At 36.3% G+C, this 16,057-nt stretch carries 18 protein-coding genes and 1 pseudogene; 1 reads left to right on the forward strand and 18 read right to left on the reverse strand.

Annotated features, from left to right (window positions below):
* From AB1279_RS19695 to AB1279_RS19705, 3 genes are read right to left on the reverse strand one after another with little or no spacing between them, the layout of a single operon-like run.
* On the reverse strand, positions 1-1,014 hold the full coding sequence (locus AB1279_RS19695; protein ID WP_429760549.1) for a Gfo/Idh/MocA family protein: 1,014 nt from the start codon (positions 1,012-1,014) through the stop codon (positions 1-3).
* Between the two features lie 12 nt (positions 1,015-1,026).
* The gene (locus tag AB1279_RS19700) at positions 1,027-2,052 is read right to left on the reverse strand and encodes a Gfo/Idh/MocA family protein (protein WP_429760551.1); all 1,026 of its coding nucleotides are present in this window, start codon (positions 2,050-2,052) and stop codon (positions 1,027-1,029) included.
* Between the two features lie 24 nt (positions 2,053-2,076).
* Positions 2,077-2,808, reverse strand: a complete 732-nt coding sequence (locus AB1279_RS19705) for a ThuA domain-containing protein (protein WP_429760553.1) — start codon at positions 2,806-2,808, stop codon at positions 2,077-2,079.
* Between the two features lie 194 nt (positions 2,809-3,002).
* Between AB1279_RS19705 and AB1279_RS19710 the strand changes: the two genes are divergently transcribed.
* The gene (locus AB1279_RS19710; RefSeq protein ID WP_429760555.1) at positions 3,003-3,920 is read left to right on the forward strand and encodes an AraC family transcriptional regulator; all 918 of its coding nucleotides are present in this window, start codon (positions 3,003-3,005) and stop codon (positions 3,918-3,920) included.
* 282 nt (positions 3,921-4,202) lie between these two features.
* Here AB1279_RS19710 and AB1279_RS19715 read toward each other — a convergent pair whose 3' ends face one another.
* The 15 genes and pseudogenes from AB1279_RS19715 to AB1279_RS19785 all read right to left on the reverse strand — a co-directional run bounded on the left by AB1279_RS19715 (position 4,203) and on the right by AB1279_RS19785 (position 16,048).
* The gene (locus AB1279_RS19715) at positions 4,203-5,438 is read right to left on the reverse strand and encodes an IS110 family transposase (protein WP_429760557.1); all 1,236 of its coding nucleotides are present in this window, start codon (positions 5,436-5,438) and stop codon (positions 4,203-4,205) included.
* A 158-nt stretch (positions 5,439-5,596) separates the two neighbouring features.
* Positions 5,597-6,379, reverse strand: a pseudogene (locus AB1279_RS19720) (recombinase family protein).
* A gap of 580 nt (positions 6,380-6,959) precedes the next feature.
* Positions 6,960-7,445, reverse strand: a complete 486-nt coding sequence (locus AB1279_RS19725; RefSeq protein WP_429760559.1) for an immunity protein YezG family protein — start codon at positions 7,443-7,445, stop codon at positions 6,960-6,962.
* Positions 7,446-7,886: a DNA/RNA non-specific endonuclease gene (locus tag AB1279_RS19730; RefSeq protein WP_000804098.1), complete on the reverse strand. Its 441-nt coding sequence runs from the start codon at positions 7,884-7,886 to the stop codon at positions 7,446-7,448.
* Positions 7,887-7,921: 35 nt separating this feature from the next.
* Positions 7,922-8,137 carry a hypothetical protein gene (locus AB1279_RS19735; RefSeq protein WP_429760561.1) on the reverse strand — a complete coding sequence of 72 codons (216 nt, stop codon included), beginning with the start codon at positions 8,135-8,137 and terminating at the stop codon, positions 7,922-7,924.
* A gap of 323 nt (positions 8,138-8,460) precedes the next feature.
* The gene (locus AB1279_RS19740) at positions 8,461-8,916 is read right to left on the reverse strand and encodes an immunity protein YezG family protein (RefSeq protein WP_429760563.1); all 456 of its coding nucleotides are present in this window, start codon (positions 8,914-8,916) and stop codon (positions 8,461-8,463) included.
* A gap of 17 nt (positions 8,917-8,933) precedes the next feature.
* Positions 8,934-10,661, reverse strand: a complete 1,728-nt coding sequence (locus tag AB1279_RS19745) for a DNA/RNA non-specific endonuclease (protein WP_429760565.1) — start codon at positions 10,659-10,661, stop codon at positions 8,934-8,936.
* Between the two features lie 31 nt (positions 10,662-10,692).
* On the reverse strand, positions 10,693-11,025 hold the full coding sequence (locus tag AB1279_RS19750; RefSeq protein ID WP_429761500.1) for a hypothetical protein: 333 nt from the start codon (positions 11,023-11,025) through the stop codon (positions 10,693-10,695).
* On the reverse strand, positions 11,025-11,756 hold the full coding sequence (locus AB1279_RS19755; RefSeq protein ID WP_429760567.1) for a DUF5081 family protein: 732 nt from the start codon (positions 11,754-11,756) through the stop codon (positions 11,025-11,027). The genes AB1279_RS19750 and AB1279_RS19755 overlap by 1 nt, the downstream gene beginning before the upstream one ends.
* Positions 11,757-11,776: 20 nt before the next feature.
* A complete protein-coding gene (locus tag AB1279_RS19760; RefSeq protein ID WP_429760569.1) occupies positions 11,777-12,082 on the reverse strand; it encodes a WXG100 family type VII secretion target in 306 nt (101 codons plus the stop codon).
* A gap of 50 nt (positions 12,083-12,132) precedes the next feature.
* On the reverse strand, positions 12,133-12,516 hold the full coding sequence (locus AB1279_RS19765) for a hypothetical protein (RefSeq protein ID WP_429760570.1): 384 nt from the start codon (positions 12,514-12,516) through the stop codon (positions 12,133-12,135).
* Between the two features lie 374 nt (positions 12,517-12,890).
* On the reverse strand, positions 12,891-14,123 hold the full coding sequence (gene lhgO, locus AB1279_RS19770) for an L-2-hydroxyglutarate oxidase (RefSeq protein ID WP_429760572.1): 1,233 nt from the start codon (positions 14,121-14,123) through the stop codon (positions 12,891-12,893).
* A gap of 82 nt (positions 14,124-14,205) precedes the next feature.
* Complete coding sequence (glaH, locus tag AB1279_RS19775) at positions 14,206-15,144, reverse strand: glutarate dioxygenase GlaH (protein WP_429760574.1); 939 nt, start codon at positions 15,142-15,144, stop codon at positions 14,206-14,208.
* Between the two features lie 259 nt (positions 15,145-15,403).
* Positions 15,404-15,547, reverse strand: a complete 144-nt coding sequence (locus AB1279_RS19780; protein WP_429760575.1) for a hypothetical protein — start codon at positions 15,545-15,547, stop codon at positions 15,404-15,406.
* Between the two features lie 141 nt (positions 15,548-15,688).
* Positions 15,689-16,048, reverse strand: coding sequence for a DUF3870 domain-containing protein (locus tag AB1279_RS19785; protein ID WP_429760577.1), 360 nt, complete (start codon positions 16,046-16,048; stop codon positions 15,689-15,691).
* Positions 16,049-16,057 lie beyond the last annotated feature (9 nt).

Consider the following 16,057-nt stretch of genomic DNA (forward strand, 5'->3'; position numbering starts at 1 on the left):
TTATTCCCCCCCTGTTTTACTCGTTTCATATATTTCATCGATAATAGCTGATACTTGAAGTGCTTCCTCAGGTTTCACTACTAACTCAGCCTTTCCTTTGCAGGCATCAATGAAATTTTTAGCCTGCATGAAACTATAATCTTCTTCTCCCTCTATCCAAGCTGCCGTACTATTCAGCAACATGCCGTTTTTCGTTGTGTAAAGTTCAAGTGGAAAAACGTTAATCCCTCCGTCTACCCCGGAAATGCTAACATGTTCTTCATCATCTTCAATATTGGCAGACCAAGACGTCTCCAGCAGCAATGAAGCACCGTTTTCGAATTTTATATAAGCGGTTACATGATCCTCCACATGAAATGTCTCATGATCAAATGCTCCCCATTGATTTAACTGATTCGGCGTTTTACTTAATTCGTTGTACGCACTTCCAAGAACCGCTGTATGTTTTGGGTTCCCCATTAACCAAAGGGATAAATCAAGTAAATGACAGCCGTAATCTATTAAACTTCCTCCGCCTTGCAGTTCTTGATTCGTAAATACGCCCCAACCAGGAACTTTGCGGCGCCGCATCGCTTTTACGCGCGCTACGAGAGGACGGCCTACTTCTGTCATCATTCTTTTTGCTGCTTGTGCTTCTTTCATAAAACGATAATGATAGGCAATTGCTAGTTTTCTATCTGCCTTTTTGGAAGCTTCCAGCATTTCTTCACACTGTTGTTTACATAGTGCCATTGGTTTCTCGCATAATACATGAACGCCTGCTTGCAAAGCTGCAATCGCAATTTCCGCATGAAATGCATTCGGCGTACAAATACATACGGCATCTACTTCTGTAAGCATATCTTTATAATCAGCAAATACTTGCGGGATATCAAACTCATTCGCTATCTCTTTCGCTCTTTCATGATCAATATCACTCACACCCCAAATGACGCATTCATTATCTAGTTGTTTAAACGCTGGAATATGCCGCCCAGTGGCAATTCCTCCTGCTCCAATTATGCCAATTCTCACGGTACTCACCTCTTATACGCGCGTAATTTGTTTTGTTTTGCTTGATTGTAAAGCTGCTAAAATGACAGAAAGAGATTTTAACCCTTCTTCACCTGGAACAGCTGGTTCTTCATCATGCAAAATTGCTTGTACAAATTGTTCAATCACATGGGAATTACTTTGTCCGCCTTCATCATTCGACTGAATTTTCCCTAGTTCATAATTAACAACTTCTCCTGTCGCATATTGAACAATTAATGAATAAATTGGATGTTCTTCTAGACGAAGAATTGCTTTCTCACCATAAATAATCGTTGAGTTATCTTCTTTCCCTTTATAAGCCCAGCTTGCTGCAAGCGTTCCAATGACACCACTTTCCGTTTTTAATACACATACCGCGTTATCATCAACATCAGCGAAATCTTTTGCATTACTTTCAACAAATGCGCCAACTTCTACAAATTCTTCTCCCAGTAGGTAACGAAGTAAATCTGTTTTGTGAACGCCTAAGTCTCCCATTGCACCAATACATGCTTCTTCTTTTTTAAAGAACCAGCTTTCTTTACCGTCCGCGCTCCACCCTTCTGGTCCACTATGGCCAAAAGCTGTGCTGAAGCTATGGATTTTACCGATCTCGCCCTTTTTAATTAGCTCACGCGCTTTTTGATGAGATGCGACAAAGCGCTGATTGTGTCCAATCATTAGTTTCTTACCATTTGATTTTGCTGCTTCAATCATTGCTTTTGCTTCTTCTTCTGACGTAGCCATCGGTTTTTCACATAATACATGAACGCCGCTGTTTAAAGCTGCAATCGAAATAGGCGCATGCAGATAATTTGGTGTACATACACTAACCGCATCCACAATGCCGCTGGCTAACAGTTCTTCGTACTTTGTATACGCTGCCGCGCCATATTGCTTTGCCACACTATTTACACGTTCTTCCTTTACATCACAAACTGCGACTAGTTCTACATTTTCATTGAATTGATATTCTGGTAAATGACGATACTTTGCAATACTTCCACAACCAATAACCGCTACTTTTATTTTCTCCATGACTTTTATCCCCTTTGTTTCAATTTACTTATTCGTTTTTACAGCAATTTGTTCAAGCGGCTTGGCATTGCCGTAGACAGGACGTTTTCTTTCTACTGGTTTGGCCCATTGAACTGCATTTATGATCACGCGTTGAATTTCTTTATTATGGTACGTTGGGTATGTTTCATGTCCTGGTCTAAAATAGAACACTTTGCCGTTCCCTCGTTTATATGTGCAGCCGCTCCTAAACACTTCCCCGCCTTCAAACCAGCTTGTAAATATCAATTCATCCGGCGCCGGAATATCAAAATGTTCACCGTACATTTCTTCACGTTCAAGTTCAATGAATTCTGCAATTCCTTCTGCAATTGGATGGCTTGGCTCTACAACCCATAAACGTTCTTTTTCATCCGCTTCACGCCATTTTAGATCGCAGCTTGTTCCCATTAATGTTTTGAAAATCTTGGAGAAATGACCTGAATGCAAAACAATTAATCCCATTCTGCCTAATACACGTTGTTTTACTTTTTCAACGATTTCATCTGCTACTTCTTCATGTGCCATATGGCCCCACCATACTAATACATCCGTTTGATGTAATACTTCATCTGTTAATCCATGTTCTGGTTCATCTAAAGTAGCCGTTTTTACTTCGAACCCTGCTTCCGTTAAAAATGCTGCAATTGTGCCATGAATCCCATTCGGATATATTTCACCTACAACAGGATTGATTTGCTCATGTCGATTTTCATTCCATACAGTTACCTTTAACATGACAACACCCCTTTTTCCTTTATTTGTGATTAGTATAGAAAAGATAAGGAATGAAGGATATGCTTAATTTAGCTGTCTTTTTATTCAAAAGTGTCATCATTTTTTTGGTTATTAAAAATTGAAAGAGAAAATAAGAAGAATTATGATATGTTTTATTTACAAAAGTGGCATGTTTTAAAGGGGAGAAATTGCGTATGACTTTAATAAAAAACGATTTAGAGGTTATTAATGAAAAAGTCATTTATCAAAATCCGTTGCTGTTTCTAAAAATATGGGAAATTAATATGAAAAAACATCATTTCAGTACGATAGAGAAACACCCTTGGCATTATCATAAAGAAGTAGAATTTATTGCCGTCGTTGAAGGAAATTTGGGGATACAAAGTAAAAACGAGTATGTTCTAATGGGCCCAGGCGATGTCATCGTTTTAGGGGCATCCCAACCACATCGTTCTCATAAACCGCTAATGGATGATTTACGATATGTGGTGTTTCAAATCGATTTAGGGAAACACTTCGATGAAAGTATCATGCCGTACATATACTGTTTCTCTGAACAAACCAAACCTTTGAATGAAATAAACTATATTTTTGAAGAAAAACAAACTGTAAGAGATGAAATATATACTTTAATCATGGAAATCTATCAGGAGTCACAAACACAAATGAGAGGATATGAAATTGCCATTAGTTCTGCGATTAAACGAATGATGCTATTACTCTTAAGAAATGATACACGCAACATATTAAACTATACAGAGGGAATTGGTCTGAACCGCTTGCGGCCAGTTCTTGAATACGTAGACAAACATTTGGAAGATAAGATTACTGTAGAAGAAGCTTGCTCATTACTAGGACTTAGCTACCATTATTTCATAAAATATTTCAAAAAAATTATCGGTACTTCATTTATTGATTACGTTAATTATAAGCGAATAAAAAAAGCTGAATGTTTATTAATGACAAGTGATCTTAGTATTACAAATGTAGGCTATGAGGTTGGTATCTCTAACATGGCTCAGTTCTATAAACTTTTCAAAAGGTATAATCAATGCTCTCCAAAGGAGTTTAAACAACGTATGCAAAATGAATTGGAGGCTAAAAAATATTGAACAACGTACGCTAGATTCGTTGAACTTGCAATTTCAATTTCTACTAATTTAACAGTAGGGTATGTATATTGGGTGAAATCAAGATACCTCACAGTTTGTCCTTTCCTATTTGTATATACCTAAATTCCATCCTCATCTATTTTCACAGTCTCATCTTTTTTTATCCATTTCTCTGGAACAGGTGAGTATGGTGGTTTAGTAGCAAGCTGTTCCATCCTTTCCCGTACCCTATGTTGTAATCTTAAACTTTTACAATAAAAAAACAAACCATATAAAACCTTATTAAACTACTTCCTTCTCTTGTACTACCGGCAACTCATATGCCGTTTTATATTTCATCATGCCATATACAATGTTTACAAGCCTTCTCATAATACATACCAATGCTTGTCCTTTTGTTTTTCCTTCTTTTAATTTCTTTTGATAGTATGCATGAAACACTGGATTCCGTGGCATCTTACTTCCTTTCGCTACTTGCACTTGCTGTACTGCTAAATTATAAAATAAAGCGTGTAGCGCCCTGTTTCCTTGTTTGCTTTTATGTGTCTTACCTTTCCCACCAGAACCAAAGTAAACAGGCGCAATCCCCGCAAATCTTGCTAATTTATTGGCATTTAGAAATCGTCTTATATCTCCTATCTCAGCTATTAATGCTGATGCCGTCACAAGTTCTATTCCCGGCATCGTCTCTAATTGATAATCTAGTAGATTTACTAACCGTTTTAATTCTCTTTCGATGTATTTCATTTCCTTCTTTTTAAACTCAATATCCCGTACAATACTTCTTACTAAAAAGTCTCGTGTTTCTTGATACTCTTTCATTGTTTGTCCATCTTCTTTTACAAATTTTAATATGTCGCTTGCTTTCTTTACTGAACATGTATTGTTGCTAACATCTAATAAAAAAGCTGTTAATTGCTTTATATTCGCCCCCCCTAAACAAGAGGGTGACGGATATTGCTGCCAAAATGCTAGTGCTGTTTTCCCATCTACTTCTGAGAAAAACTTTTTATAGCTTGGATAATGATGGTTTAATTGAATATGTAGTTGGTTCTTTAACGCACTTTGTGCTTTTACTAATGCATTCCTTCTCGAAACCAATTGTTGTATCGACCAAAACAAATCGTTTGGCTTTGCATCTGGTAATTGATTAAATTTGTTTACCAATATGCGTGCTACACATTCCGCATCCCAGCTATCGTTCTTTTTAATCATTACCTCACTTTTGCGTTCTAAAAATGATAAAGCTGGATTTACTTCTTTCACAACTCGTTCATGGTCTACTAAATATTTCGCTAATGCTCTTCCGTAACCACCAACATCTTCTAAACCAAATACAACTGATAAACCATCACTCACATATGTCTCTACTTCTAATAAAAACTTCGAAAATGCAGATGGTTTATTCTCAAATTGTATTTCTCCTAATTTCTCTTGCCAACAATTAATAATAACAGCCGTATGATGCTGCTTATGTAAATCTACTCCTACATACAAATAGTTCTGTCTATTCTGCATAACTCATCCCTCTATTCAATGATTTAGTCATATATAAAAATGTCGGCAACCTTAGTTCGAGCGTTCATCTTCCGATGCGCATAGGTACGCAAGCCTATCCATTTTCATAATTTCATAAGTACATATAGTAAAATGAGCAATTTTTTTAAGTACGACTGTTATATAATTGCTGGATGTTTCCCATTTGTTTGTATTTGCCCGTATGTATATACCCCTCGATAAAAGTTCTCTCGGTCTAACATGCGTTTCACTTGTACTTTCGTAAACCGCTTCCCTTTCTCTGTACAATAGCCTTCCGTATTCAGTCTTTCTGCCAATTGAGTAAGTGACCAATGCTAAAAAAAGTGTCGTAGCTCAAATAGCCTACGTACAACGATTGCTTTATTAGTATCCACTTCTAACACTTTTTGTCCTTTGTTTGCCCTGTAACCAAACATCACACCCCCACCTGCATATCCACCTTGTTCCGCTTTCTTCTTTCTCCCTCTACTTAGCTTTAATCCAATCTCAAGACGTTGATATTGGTCTAGTAGTTCTAACATGCCATTTACTAAAAAGTCATTTGGGTCATGCGTATATATACTATAATTTGGTTGTTCAATTGCTTTCACATCTACCTTGTATTTCTTTAGCTCTCGTTGTATTAACACTTTTGCCATATCAGAGCGCCATAACCGAGATGTATTTAGTACAATAACTTTGCTCACTTGATGATATGCCATATCCGACAATAGCTCTTGTAGACCTTCACGTTCAACTGTTAATCCATCTTCATCTACTGTCGCTCCGCTGATTCCTTTATCTTCGTATATGTGAAGCAGTTGTAGTTCATTTTCAATACAGTACCGTTCAATTTCTTCTACTTGATACGTTAGGCTATACCCTTCACGTACTTGTCCTTCTGTTGAAACACGTACATAACCAACTACTTTCTCTTCCATATTGAGTCCTCTCCCGTTACAGCAATTAAAGTCCCTGTAACGTTTACCCGTTTTTTGCGGATAACGTGTGCATAACGTCCATCCGTTAAAACGTACTTTACGATGACTTCAAAAAATAACACAACCCTTTATTTTTCCCTCTACTATCGTCGTACACTGTACATAGCCATTACAATCTATAAAACAACAATAAAAATTTAACACTTAATGCACTTATAAAATTATAATGCTCTTTTAAATTTCTACGCTAAAACGCAAAAAAGCACTTGTTGCCTTTAATTGACAATCAAGTGCTTTAAGTTCATATGTTTTTAAGTAGCATAAATTTGTAAGTTTTGTAGTAACAGTATGACACCTTTTATATGTCATGACAACTACTACGTTAAAACTTACGAGTTTGTACGAGTTCGTTAATTTAATATACATTCCATGTGTTTATATTCATCGCCCAGTAAAATGTCATCTCGCCTAAGCTCGTACTTCTTTTTCTATTCTATCATTGCACATAGTACTCCATGATGGTACAACCATCATGGAGTATGTATTTTCAAACACCTTATATCTATAACTCTAATAGAGGTCATTTTTGTGTATTAATATATTCTCTAATTAGTTTCACATCGCTTTCTCTCTTTTCATCAGGGGAAATCCCTAACTTTTTATACTTCCATATAATTAATCTCTCATAATGATTATAATTATTTTCTTCTTCTAATAAAGTATAATCAAATTCAATATCAAACTTACCAGTAGAATATAACTCAAATGTTAAATTAGTCCAAAGTTCCTGCTTATTTCTTTTAAATTCTTCCCATAACTTTCTAAAGATGCTGTCAAGAAGATTCAATTGACGATTAGTCTCGTCTTCATCAATCCCTTCCATATCTTCAATATCTAAACTGTATATCGGTTCCTGCTTATTTTTTGGATAGTAGAAAAATACCGTCGAATCACTATATTCATCAACTTCTGAATATACCATTACTTTTTCCCATGGTTCTGGAATAATATTGTTTAACTGTATAGCTACTTTTTGATAAATACTTTCCAAGTTCTCTGTATTCATTTACTTTCCTCCATATACATTTTTCAAACTAGCTTTAAATTTTTCTCCATCAATTCTATATTTTATGTTAAAGCTAACAGGCCTTACAGAATTCCCTTCATATACAGGTCTAATATCAACTATAACTTCCCGCTTATCTCTTAAAGCTTTTGCCCAAGCAGATTCCAATTTTTTATAAGCACTTACATTAACATTACCATTCATTGCAACTATATTATCAATAAGCGGAGATCCATTAAATTGCGTACCGATTAAATGTCCACCATGATCTCCTTGAGTACTAGGAGCTTTAACTCTATCTTCGCCTCCAGCAGCTAACTGATGCTTACTATTACGTTCTCCCATGTCTAACGTTAATTCTCCAGAAGCTCTCTCAATTCGTCCTAGTTCATCCGTTTGATACAGATATCCATTCGTTTCATATTTCACATTAGGTTTCAATTTAAATTCATCTAAAAAGTGACTACCATCTTTAACTACATCATCAGCAGCCTTACTAGTGTTACCCGTACCCTATGTTGTAATCTTAAAATAAAAAGCACTTGTTGCCCATAGGAGACAAGTGCTTTAAGTTCATTTGTTTTTAAGTAGTATAAATTTGTAAGTTTTATAGTAACAATATGATACCTTTTATATGTCGTAACAACTACTACGTTAAAACTTACGAGCTTGTACGAGTTCATTACTTTCATGTTCATTCCATGTGTTTATATTCGCCACCCAATAAAATGTCATCTCGCCTAAACTCATACTTCGTTTTCTATTCTTTCATTGCACACAGTACTCCATGATGGTACAACCATCATGGAGTATATACTTTTTAACAGCCTATTATTTTTCTGTACACTTCATAACATGTTTTAAATTAATTACAGCAATACCTTGTCACTCCTGTATGCAAATGCTGTAACCTTTATAAGTCACTAAATACTATCCAAATGCTATTCTACAAATTGATGCTACAACTTTCATGAGTTATTAATTCAATTTAGATATATCTATTACTGTAAATTTTTTAAAGGTTATTATTTTTCACTTCCTCAAACCACTCATCAGCAAAATCATCAGCTGTTTTTATATCCTCATTTGTATGTATTAAATCATACTTATATTCAGCTTTAAACTTGCCACTCTTAGCATCGTATATTAATTTCATCTCAGTTGGCATATCTTTTTCGTATTCTTTGCATAATGTTTCAATTTCTTCGATATCTTCACCTATAATTTGTAGCACCTGAAACATTCGTTCTGGAGATACATCATATCTTTCTTCTCCATTTTCCAATGCATCATTAACCTTATGACACTCTACATACTTATTGTTAATTAAATAAAAGAAACTACTAGATATCATATCTTCTTCACATGAAGCGTAAACATATACTTTATCGGCTCTATTTTCAACATATTCCATACATATGGATATCATATCAGCTTGCAATTCACTAAATCTATCTTCAAATTCTTTCATACTACATTACACTCCTTTTATAAATTTTTAAATTTTGCACTGCCTGGCTTACCATCTATAGTGTAATTAACTATAAATTTGTCTGGACGCACATCATTCCCAGAGTATATTATATCAACCTTAACTGTTACTTTTTTGGGTGGTGTTTCTTTTAAAGCTGCAGCCCATTTATCTTCAACTTTTTTATATTTCTTCAAATTAACATCAGATAATTGCGAAACTAGATTGTCAATTTTAGGTGAGCCTCCAAACCTATCACCTGCCAAATGCCCTGCATGGTCTTGTCCTTTTACTTTTCCTGGTGTATTTTTGCTATGTGATAATCTCTTCTCTCTCTCAGTTAATTGTAACTTATCTGTTTCAAATTTTTCAATTCTTCCAAGATTATCTGTTTCGTAAAAGTAATCATACTCTCCCGTTTTATACCTAATATCAGGCTTTAACCTATTTTTTCTTCCATTTGTAAACTGTTTTCCTTTGTCCACAAATGTTTTAACTTCACTTACTCCAGTACTACCTTTAACCGTACCCTTAGCAAGCGAACCCTCTACACTCTTTATCTTATCATCTATAATCTTACTACTCTCTGTATGATGCTTATTAACCCAGCTATGGAAGTCTGTACCACCTTGCTTAGCCGTTATTACACCATGTTCATTGATTTCAAAGCTTTTGGTTTTGGCTGTCATATTATCTATGCTTTTCGCCAATTTTCCGCCAAGCTGATACATCTTGTCATTTCCGTATTTTTCTACTTTTAGGCTTCCTAGTTTCATACGGTCAAGCATAATATTCTTACTATTATGCAACGATTGTACCACATTTTTCCCTGTATTTGGATTAAATACTTTGCCTGCCTCTTGCATTTTTGATAGTTTTGCCAAGGATAAAGCGCTGTCTAATCCTTTAAATCCTTTTACCGCTGTTCCAAGGACTGGGATGGCATCAAGCGCTCCGAATATCCCGTTCTCTGCTCGTTCGGCATCGCTTAACTTTCTGCCGGTTCCCCAGTCTTTTCCGTCGTATGCACTCTTAAGTTGTAAGCCGCCATAAAGAGCTGCGGCTGTGAGTCCAGCTGGCGGGCAAGCAATGGTTAAAATGATAAGTCCAGCTCCTATTACAAGATCACGCCACATCTCCAGCTTTTTTTGTTCATCTTCTCTCGTTTTGTATTCGAATCCACGCATGGATGGGACTAGTTTACGATATTCGGCGTAATCTAGCTTCGCATCTGGATTTTCTTGTTTTATTTCTTTATACTGGGCGCGGAGAACTTTATCAAATGCTACGGAGTCTTTAAAAATATCGTCCACCGTTATTTTATCTTTTTTCGTCGTAATCGTTTGTGCCATGCCATAACCATGTGCGTTTGGCATCGTTGTCGTAGAGGTAGAGCCAATTCGATTTTTTGTTGAGTAGTTTCGAATCGATAGATCTCTCATTTTCCCCGCAAATTTGTCCATGTCCTTATAAAAAGGTTCGTCAATATGTCTCGATACAACTCGCCCTGCTTGTGTGCAGTAGTTTCCTAGTGTCGTATAGGCGTCGAGTAACTGATTGATTTTTTTTTGCTGACTGCTATGTTGAAAGTTAATACTTCGGTCGGAGTCAAGAGAATGTATTTTTGACTCTATTTCTTCTAAAAGATCATTGACTTTTGTTAATTCTCTCAGTGCCTCTTTTGTTAGTTGGTCTATTCCTTCTTTCATTTCTTGCCAAGGATCTGGCTTGTAATGCACATCCATTTCTTTTTCATCCCCCTTTGCCGTATAGTGGTTAACCGCTAGTACCTAAGATTTTTTGCAATTCTTCATCCTTTTTGATCATTTCTTCTAGCGTATAATTCACAAGGAGTGCCGCTTGTCTATAGTTATCTGCGAGTTCCATCGTTTTTCCCAATATATCTTTGTACTGCGAGATGACCTTTGTTGCCTCTCCTTTTTTGTAAAAATCACAGTTTGCGAGACTATCAATATTTTTCGCTACGACATCAGCATACAGGTTATAAATATTTTGCAGGCGCGTTGCGATATCAACCATTTCTGTGAAATTAACTAAAACTTGTGAGCCGCCTCCTTCTGAACTGCCATCCGTCATTTGTACGTGCATCAATTTATTCCTCCTAATGATAGACTTTTTGGATCAATAAATTTCTTATACGGCATTTTTAACACATCATATATCTTCTTATTTAAAGCATATAGACTAATCCATTCATATCGTTTCCGTTCTACATCAATTTGGATATAATCGTCTTTCTCTGTGAAGTATAAGAAACAATCCCATTTTCCTTGTTCTGTTAAACTTTTTGTACGCGGTCGACGAAAAGTTTCTATTGCTAATAGTTCTTTTTGTGATAAATCCATTTCTTCAAATGTTTCCTGTTCTTCCTTCATCATCTTACTTGTTAAAAACGTAGTATCTTTCTCTCTCGGTTCTCTCATTAGAAATGGAATTCTTTCTAATAACGATAAATACACATCCCGCTTCGGTATGTAATGGAGTTCATATTCCTCATTTGGCTTTATTTCTGTTAGTACAGCTACTCGGTCTTTGTCATTTGGTAAAAATCCTACTAAGAGGTTATTGAATCGCGTATATTCCTGACTTTCTTGATACGCTCTCAGTAATTCAATGAGTTGAAATGCAGCCATTGTCAGTCCGCCATCTTCCATAATGAGCCCTTTTCCCTTTAAACTTTCGGTTGCTTTCGTTACACAATCGGCATCATCCATTATGAGTTTTTCCCGTTCAGGTAAACCAAATAAATAGGTAACTCCAGCTGCACCAGCTAATACATATAATTCAGAAGGACTGAAGCTTTTTATGTGATTTTGCATCGTTTGATCCCTCATTTCTATTACAGGTTTTTAATCATTTGTACTTCATTTGTGTTAGAGAATGTCTGAATATGTGTGTCGAGATCTTTCAACGCTTTCGTATGATCTTCAAGTGCGTCTGCCATATCTGCATTTAACTGAATGATTAACTCCAAATAACATAGAAATGCATCTCGCGTCTTTCCTTGCCAATGAGAGCTTGTCACAGTTGCTTGTAAGTCTTTTGCCTGCTGGAGTGCTTCTTTTACACTATTTTCAATTTGCTGTGCATAGGCAATTGCATTTACCGCCCTCTCACCAGAAATTTCAATTTCTTTCCCACTCATGTTTAAACCTCCGTTTCTATTAAAATGCAGTGCGAATTCATAGTTTGCATTTATTTTTTCCGTGCCGCAGCTTCCCGTTCTTCTGCCTCTGCTTTTGCTTTATACTCTAAATATTTACTGTATGCTTTATTTTTAGCATATGTAACGTTATCTAAAGACTGCTTAAAATGAGTTATAATTCCCGATAAGATATTATCTTTTTGTTGACGTTTCTCCTCAAATTCCCGAGCTGGAATTTTTTCAGACGGCAAGCCGTTACTTTTTGCTTCATAACTTCTCTTTGCGGACTCTGCTTTCTCAATATGTTGCCTTACTTGTATTTCCTCGGATTTTAAATATTCATATAACCGGTAATATTCATCACGTTTTCTTTCATTTTCTGTATACCCAATATGAAAGAAGTTACCAACACGATCTAAAAAACTTTCTGGCATTTCTAAACCTCCCATTTTTATAAAGTGAAACTTCCATCAGTGGGGGCTTTATCCCCCACTGATGGTTAGTTGAACAAATCGGGCTTTTACGGGCAGTTATCCCCCACCTATCTTCTTTGCTTTTCTTCACATCTTGAGGTGGGGGTCTTACTGCCCGTTAATGCGGGATGAGTTCAACATGCTAAATTTGTATTTTTTAACCATAATTCCACTTTTTATAAAAATAATGTTCAACACCGTCATTTTATCAAATCACTTACACATTTACCATATTTTGTGAAATAAGACTATGTATTTACCAGCATTATCAATAAACATAAAAGGATGGTTTCGGTATATGAACCAAAACCATCCTTTTATTAAATATTGTTTATTCAAGCTTTTACCTGAAACGCCCCCGACGAACTCACCATATCTGCTATTGAATCTGGAATCTGCTCTGCAATCGCCTCCCCAATCTTCAAACTTGCTGTTGCAGCCGGCGATGGGGCATTACAAATATGCATAGAGTTAGTGCCTGAAATAATACAAAAATCATCTACCATGTTTCCATTAGATAGAATCGCCTGTGCCCTTACACCAGCATGAGTTGGAACAATATCCTTATCTGTCAGCTCTGGTATTAGGCGCTGCAAGCTTTTGAGAAATGATTGTTTACTAAAAGAGCGAATCATTTCTTTCATGCCCTCTTTCATATTCGGCATTGCCATTTTCCAAAAGCCGGAATAGGTCATTGTTTCCATAAAGTCCTTTAAATCAAAATCTTTTTTTGTATATCCTTCGCGTTTAAAGCTTAAGACCGCATTAGGCCCTGCATGTACGTCTCCGTTTATCATTCTTGTAAAATGCACACCTAGGAACGGAAAATCTGGGTTTGGAACTGGATAGATTAAGTGTTTTACGAGATGGCGTTTTTCTGGAACAAGTTCATAATACTCGCCTCGAAACGGGACAATTTTCATATCTGTTAGTAATCCTGCTTTTTTTGCGATTCGGTCACTATGTAAGCCGGCACAGTTAATGAGAAACCGCGTTGTAAAAACGCCTTGATTTGTCTCAATGGTAACGAAATCTTTTTTCTCAAAAATATGTTCCGCTTTCGTATCTAAGTGCACCTCTCCTCCGTTCTCTTGGATGATATGTGCAAACGCATAACTTACTCCTTTATAATCAGCAATTCCGCAAGAAGGAACTCGAATCGCTCCTAACCCTTTTACATGAGGCTCAATTTCCGCTAATTCTCCTTGATCAATTTGAGAAATGTCCAAACCATTTTGCAGCCCTCTTTCATATAGGTTCTGTAAAAGAGGAAGTTCTTCTTTTTCTGTAGCGACAATCACCTTTCCGCACATATCATAAGCAATTCCGTTTTCTTTACAGAACTGCACCATTGCGGCATTTCCCTCTTTTGCAAATCTAGCTTTGTAGCTGCCTGGCTTATAATAAATGCCGGAATGAATCACACCGCTATTATGTCCAGTTTGGTGATGTGCAAGTATAGTCTCTTTTTCAATAACTGCGATTTTGGCACGAGGAAATTTTTTCGTTAAAGCCATCCCAGTTGAAAGCCCAACAATCCCGCCGCCAATAATTATAAAATCATACATCAAACTTCCTCCTTACATGTTATATGTACGTCTACCTGTATATCATGAAAGGCAGGCCTTGTTTCAAGACCCGCCATACATATTATTTAGAGAAGCAGCCGCGTTGGCGCATTAACTCTCGATATAAATCTTTATTTTTCTCAAAAGGAGCTCGCCCGTGCATCCAAAATAGGTTATTTAATAGAACTAAATCGCCAACTGGTAATTTTAATGCATGCGTTGCTGGTGAGTTTTCTACAGAGTGTGATAGCTCTTTAAGATATGTTGCTTGTTCAATATTATCAGGATAAGCGAATTGATCAATAAAACAAATACACGGCGCATTATTTACATCAAAAAATGTTTCACGGTATACGATTTCTTGTGCATTCTTACTTGGCGGTGCTTTATACGTCATTTTGACGGATGCTAGTGGATGATTTCGAAACTTATCGAGCTCCTCCCAATCATCTAAATGAAGTAAACGTGATTCTCCGCCTACTGCATTTTTTTCCTCGATTTTCATCATCAGAAGCCAATCTGTCGGTTCGTCAACAAACGTTCCATCTGTATGAAGTGTGAATAAACGATACGCTTGGCGAAGATAAGAATCACTGCTGTCTGTATCTTTCACGTTAAATCTAGCATAATACGTTCCTGTCATTGCATCAAAGTTAGACGTACCAATTAAGTGTGTTAACGCCGTTGCAAATTTCACATAGTCTTCTGCATCGGTCGTTTCGCCTTGTACACCAATTGTAAATCCGCCCGTTTCACGGTCATGAATAATCCCTCGAACATTCTCCATGAAGGTTGCACCAAAGATCTTTTTCATTTGATCAGCAAGGATAAAGCGAGAATAAGGAATATATTGCAATGATTGCTCAGAATGTTCTTTTATCTCTTCGAAAAATTGCCCAAGCAATTGTTGATTTAGCACAATATGATACAAGCGTTTATGTTCTGGATGAGGCACAATTTCATATCCCTCATACTTCTTTGCAAATTTCATTTTCATTTCTTGTTCCGTGATCATCAACATCTTCCTCCTTAGTCCAAATAAACTAAAAAGCCAGTCATACGCATCCACAATTATAAATTGTAGAAACGTACAACTGGCTTAAAATTACGAGTGTTCTTTAATCTCTTAAAGTACAATAATAATAGACAGTTTTTCTATTCAACTATGTGCAAAATAGAAAGCGAAGATCGGATGTAGAGAAGGGTTATTTCTCGTATGGATCTTATCACTTTATAATTAAATAATAATTTAAAATTTTCTGAATGTCAATGTGTTTATATCATTTATTTTCGCCCGTGTACTTAACTTTATTTCGACTACATGCCTTACACATTTTACAAGATTTCACTGCATGAGTTTCCTTACATCCTCTTTTTGGCTTTACCTGCTCTTTTACACCTTGAACTTCACTTGATTTTGACATGTTCCTGCCTCCTTATTGTATAAAAAATAAAAGAGCCAGTTATATTCCGCCATCAAATAAGCTGGAATACAACTGGCTCTCGTTTACGAACGCTCTTTAAACAGTAAAGTGCAATAAACTCGACAGTTTCATTATTTCGTTTTACTTTAGCGGACCTATTTCCTCATAGTCCTCTTCAAGTCTTTCACCGTTTACGTAACTTGTATATTGGCGGTACAAATCCTTTAAAGCACTGATGATTGCATTTTGCGCTTTTCCTTGATAATGGTGAGAGATTTCTTGAATGATGTCTTCAATGCCATCTCGTAAACTATATCCTCTTAAAATTTGAGAAATAAAGTCTCTCCCGTGTCCTGTCGCAAGGGTACATGACGATTCGATAATTACATGATATTTGTGATCTGCCTCTATTGTAATCGTTAGTGTTTCATAGACGCTGCGTACAGCCATCCCTTTCGGAAGCCTTGCATGTCCTGCCATGAAAAAAGTTCCTTTACGCATGTTCATCCC

The sequence above is a fragment of the Bacillus sp. S14(2024) genome, assembly GCF_050473785.1.
Lineage (GTDB): Bacteria > Bacillota > Bacilli > Bacillales > Bacillaceae_G > Bacillus_A > Bacillus_A yunxiaonensis.

Excerpts from the sequence above, each read along its gene's own strand:
- AB1279_RS19710 (WP_429760555.1), top strand. The coding sequence starts at position 3,003 with ATGACTTTAATAAAAAACGATTTAGAGGTTATTAATGAAAAAGTCATT.
- AB1279_RS19745 (WP_429760565.1), bottom strand. The coding sequence starts at position 10,661 with ATGGATGTGCATTACAAGCCAGATCCTTGGCAAGAAATGAAAGAAGGA.
- AB1279_RS19740 (WP_429760563.1), bottom strand. The coding sequence starts at position 8,916 with ATGAAAGAATTTGAAGATAGATTTAGTGAATTGCAAGCTGATATGATA.
- lhgO (WP_429760572.1), bottom strand. The coding sequence starts at position 14,123 with ATGTATGATTTTATAATTATTGGCGGCGGGATTGTTGGGCTTTCAACT.
- AB1279_RS19705 (WP_429760553.1), bottom strand. The coding sequence starts at position 2,808 with ATGTTAAAGGTAACTGTATGGAATGAAAATCGACATGAGCAAATCAAT.
- AB1279_RS19780 (WP_429760575.1), bottom strand. The coding sequence starts at position 15,547 with ATGTCAAAATCAAGTGAAGTTCAAGGTGTAAAAGAGCAGGTAAAGCCA.
- AB1279_RS19760 (WP_429760569.1), bottom strand. The coding sequence starts at position 12,082 with ATGAGTGGGAAAGAAATTGAAATTTCTGGTGAGAGGGCGGTAAATGCA.
- AB1279_RS19700 (WP_429760551.1), bottom strand. The coding sequence starts at position 2,052 with ATGGAGAAAATAAAAGTAGCGGTTATTGGTTGTGGAAGTATTGCAAAG.
- AB1279_RS19755 (WP_429760567.1), bottom strand. The coding sequence starts at position 11,756 with ATGCAAAATCACATAAAAAGCTTCAGTCCTTCTGAATTATATGTATTA.
- AB1279_RS19785 (WP_429760577.1), bottom strand. The coding sequence starts at position 16,048 with ATGCGTAAAGGAACTTTTTTCATGGCAGGACATGCAAGGCTTCCGAAA.
- AB1279_RS19735 (WP_429760561.1), bottom strand. The coding sequence starts at position 8,137 with ATGAAAGTAATGAACTCGTACAAGCTCGTAAGTTTTAACGTAGTAGTT.
- AB1279_RS19725 (WP_429760559.1), bottom strand. The coding sequence starts at position 7,445 with ATGAATACAGAGAACTTGGAAAGTATTTATCAAAAAGTAGCTATACAG.
- AB1279_RS19765 (WP_429760570.1), bottom strand. The coding sequence starts at position 12,516 with ATGCCAGAAAGTTTTTTAGATCGTGTTGGTAACTTCTTTCATATTGGG.
- AB1279_RS19750 (WP_429761500.1), bottom strand. The coding sequence starts at position 11,025 with ATGCACGTACAAATGACGGATGGCAGTTCAGAAGGAGGCGGCTCACAA.
- glaH (WP_429760574.1), bottom strand. The coding sequence starts at position 15,144 with ATGTTGATGATCACGGAACAAGAAATGAAAATGAAATTTGCAAAGAAG.
- AB1279_RS19715 (WP_429760557.1), bottom strand. The coding sequence starts at position 5,438 with ATGCAGAATAGACAGAACTATTTGTATGTAGGAGTAGATTTACATAAG.